Below are 3,674 nucleotides of genomic sequence, written 5' to 3'. Positions count from 1 at the left end.
GAGTGGGAGAACTTTTTGCAACTAGCGGGCGATGCTGATAACATCTTACTGGTAGAGTTTGACCAGGATTCATTGAAGCAGTACGTGGGCCAAACTGTGGCTGAAATCGCCCAAAAACGCGGCACTTCTCCGGCTGAAACGATCATCGATCTGGTAGTGCAAAACGAGGGTGACATTGGCACGGTCTACTTTCTGATGAACGAAGAAAACGTAAAGAAGCAGATCAAACTTCCGTACATGACCTTCGGCTCGGATGCTCGCTCCATTGCTGCCGAAGGCAAAAATCTGGAAAGCAGCACTCATCCCCGCACCTACGGCAACTTTGCTCGACTGCTCGGTAAGTACGTTCGCGAAGAACAGGTAATCTCCCTAGAAGAAGCTATTTATCGCCTGACTGGGTTATCCTCTCAGAAACTTAGTATTCGAAACCGGGGTAAGCTGGCTCCAGGCTTCTACGCTGATATTGTCATCTTTGATCCGGCTATCGTGGGGGATAAAGCTACCTTTGAGAAGCCTCATCAGTACTCGGAAGGTATGGTACACGTGCTGGTCAACGGGACCCCTGTGCTGAAAGAGGGTGAGCATACGGGGGCTACGCCGGGTATGTTTGTAAAAGGGCCGGGCTATCAACCATAACCCAGCCCCTTTTTATCTAATAACTTTAACGAGAAACTACTTCGCCTGCTTGTTCAAGCGAGATTCGGCTAACTTAGTCAGCACATCGTCTTGATTGTGTTCAGCGTCCAGTATACCCTTTAGCTTCTTTTCAACTGAATCTAACTTTAATTCTTCGGCAAACCGGCGGGCAGTACCGTAACCGGTAATTTCGTAGTGCTCTATGCGTTGTGCCTGGGCAATCATACCCGCATCTAACACATCTTTGTCCATATCTTCTTCCTTTAAAAATCCCAAGGCTTCTTCTACCAAGCCCGCCATTGCTTTACACTTTTCGCCACTATGTTTGATCCCCATTTCGTCGCAAATGCCTTCTACAATGGCTTTGTGTTTTTTGGTTTCCTCAATATGGTCTTGGAAGTACTGCTTCAGTTTGCTGCTATCAGCCTGCTGAGCCATTTTATCGTAAGCTTCCAGCATTTGATCTTCAGCACTCCACAAATCTTTCAGCATGTGTTGTAATAAATCTTTCAGGTCTTTCATTGTAAAAAATTAAGGTTAGGAAATAAAAATGATATGTTATGTTTGTTACGAGAACAAGCAGGAAAGGGTATATGTTATGTAGACATAATAAATATAAAACGTGGGCAGTGAAATACTGCACTATGTTTAAGATACTGACTACGCGATTATGATTATTGTTGGTGATGCGGTACTAAGCGACGATGTGAAGGAGCAGTTTTTCGTTTGTAATCTGAAAAAGTGCCAAGGAGCCTGCTGTGTGGAGGGCGATTCCGGAGCACCGCTAGAAAAAGAGGAGCTACCTATACTGGATGAAATCTACGAAGATGTAAAACCCTTCCTCACCAAAGCGGGCATCCGAGAAATAGAGCGACAGGGCAAACATACCACCGACCGAGACAACGATCACGTGACGCCAATCATCAACGGGCGCGAGTGCGCGTACGCCATCCGCGATAAGAAGGGCACGCTCAAGTGCGGCATCGAGCAAGCCTACCGGGCTGGGAAAACCTCGTTCCATAAGCCCATTTCCTGTCACTTGTATCCCCTTCGAATTGATAGTTACGATAATTACGATGCGGTGAACTACCACCGCTGGTACATCTGCAACCCCGCCTGCGATTTAGGCCGGGAGCTAGGAGTTCCGCTCTATCGTTTCCTCAAAGAACCCCTCATCCGTAAATACGGCGAAGATTGGTACAATGAACTGGTAGAGAAGATTGAGCGGGAGTAGTCTGTAGTTGGAATTAACATGATAGCTTAATTAAGTCCCATCATACATTAATCCTGACCATCTTACTTCATCCTGCTTATCCTGATCGAAAACTTAACATCCAGTTAACTTCCTTATGGTGAAATCTGCCTACCTTGTAAAAAATACCTACTCTATGAGAACCTTTACCTGCTTTGTTGCGCTCTTCTTAATTGCAGTTTTACCTCTGCAAGCCCAAGAAGATAATTCTCCCCGAATCATCATTGAATCTATTGAAGGTGCCAAGCCCTTCACTAGCCTAGATGTCAATAATGAAGCGGAGAACTTCCAGTTTGCCATTGTGAGTGACCGTACCGGGGGGCACCGGCCAGGAATTTTTCTAGACGGAGTGCGTAAGCTTAACCTACTCCAGCCCGAGTTTGTGATGAGCGTGGGCGATTTGATTGAAGGCTACACCACCGATGAAGCGGAGATTGACCGGCAGTGGACCGAGTTTAATGGTTTTATTGATGAACTGACCGTTCCTTTCTTCTACGTACCCGGTAACCACGATTATACCAATGATGTGCTGGCAGAAGAGTGGAAAGAGCGTTTTGGTAAAGACTACTATCACTTTACCTACAACGACGTACTATTCCTTTGCCTCAATAGTGAAGACAATGTTCGGGGAGCGGGGCGAGGAACGATTGGTGATGAACAGTACGAGTACGTTAAACGAACGCTGGCAGAGAATGCCGATGTGAAGTGGACGTTAGTTTTTATGCATCAACCCCTGTGGGATCAGGAAGCAGAAACCAAGCGTTGGGCCGATGTGGAAACGTTACTTACTAACCGAGAACATTCGGTATTTGTTGGTCACCGACACCGCTACGTGAAGTACGAACGGAATAATGGCAACTACTACATTCTGGCGACTACGGGCGGCGGTAGTCCGTTGCGAGGTCCCGAACTGGGGGAGTTTGATCACGTAGCCTGGATTACCATGACCGACGAAGGGCCAATTATTGCTAACCTAGCCCTGGATGGCATTTGGAGTGATGAAGTATTTACCGAAGAAACTGCCCAACTGATGCAGCCCCTGTTGCAATCGCAAGCCATAAGCGTGGAACCACTTCTAGTACAGGACAACACATTTGAAGCCTACGAAACCGAACTGAAGCTGACTAACAATAGCGATGTGCCTATGCAAATTGATCTGACTGTACAGGCAAACCCTAAGCTTATTCCTAGCTTTGGCGCGCTTTCCCGTGAAATCAGTCCTAACTCAGTGGAGGTAGTGAAACTAGGTTTGCGGGCGACCGAGCCAATTACGCTAGATAGTATTTCGCCTCTGGTATTGCACAGCACTACTGCTTATCAAGGCGACAATATACCCGGCATGGAAATGCCAGAGGTGTCCTTTGAATCTACCTACCGACTGCGCCCCGAAAAGGTTGCCGTGATCTCACCTACCGAATCAGCAGTTCAAATAGATGGCTCGCTGGATGAATGGTCGGAATTTGCCTATACCGTCGGAAAAAATGGTTACGTAGACAGCGATCCGTTTTCCCACCAGGGCGATGAGGATGCTTCGTTCCAGTTTGACGTTACTTATGATGATGATTATCTGTACGTGGGAGCTTAAGTGACCGATGACCCGTTAGAAACTACTCCGGGAAAAAACCCTTTTGATCAAGATGGGGTCAGCGTGTTGATTGATGCCCGCCCGGAAAATATTAGTGCTTTAGAAACCGGGGAGCGAATATTCCGCGAAGTGCTGTACTTGGGTATTAGTCCGCTAGAGGAAGCTGATAGTAGTAAGCTATTTCTGGCCGACCGCCTACCG

At 47.1% G+C, this 3,674-nt stretch carries 5 protein-coding genes; 4 read left to right on the top strand and 1 reads right to left on the bottom strand.

All coding sequences use genetic code 11. The annotated features are described in order from the left end of the window. A partial coding sequence (locus tag WBA23_RS24125; protein ID WP_424584836.1) for an amidohydrolase family protein occupies positions 1-636 on the top strand: 636 nt, incomplete at its 5' end. Positions 637-672: 36 nt separating this feature from the next. Here WBA23_RS24125 and WBA23_RS24120 read toward each other — a convergent pair. Beyond that, on the bottom strand, positions 673-1,158 hold the full coding sequence (locus WBA23_RS24120) for a ferritin-like domain-containing protein (RefSeq protein ID WP_424584835.1): 486 nt from the start codon (positions 1,156-1,158) through the stop codon (positions 673-675). Positions 1,159-1,306: 148 nt separating this feature from the next. Between WBA23_RS24120 and WBA23_RS24115 the strand changes: the two genes are divergently transcribed. The 3 genes from WBA23_RS24115 to WBA23_RS24105 form a co-directional block, all read left to right on the top strand. After that, a complete protein-coding gene (locus WBA23_RS24115) occupies positions 1,307-1,870 on the top strand; it encodes a DUF3109 family protein (protein ID WP_424584834.1) in 564 nt (187 codons plus the stop codon). A 154-nt stretch (positions 1,871-2,024) separates the two neighbouring features. Continuing rightward, positions 2,025-3,473: a metallophosphoesterase family protein gene (locus WBA23_RS24110; protein ID WP_424584833.1), complete on the top strand. Its 1,449-nt coding sequence runs from the start codon at positions 2,025-2,027 to the stop codon at positions 3,471-3,473. Next, positions 3,474-3,674, top strand: a 201-nt coding sequence (locus tag WBA23_RS24105; protein ID WP_424584832.1) for a hypothetical protein, incomplete at its 3' end; no start/stop codon positions are given. It abuts the gene before it with no gap.

The sequence above is a fragment of the Tunicatimonas sp. genome (genome assembly GCF_049647865.1).
Classification (GTDB): Bacteria; Bacteroidota; Bacteroidia; order Cytophagales; family Cyclobacteriaceae; genus Tunicatimonas.
Note: the sequence above shows the minus strand (reverse complement) of the source record. Positions and strands in the feature narration are given on the sequence as shown.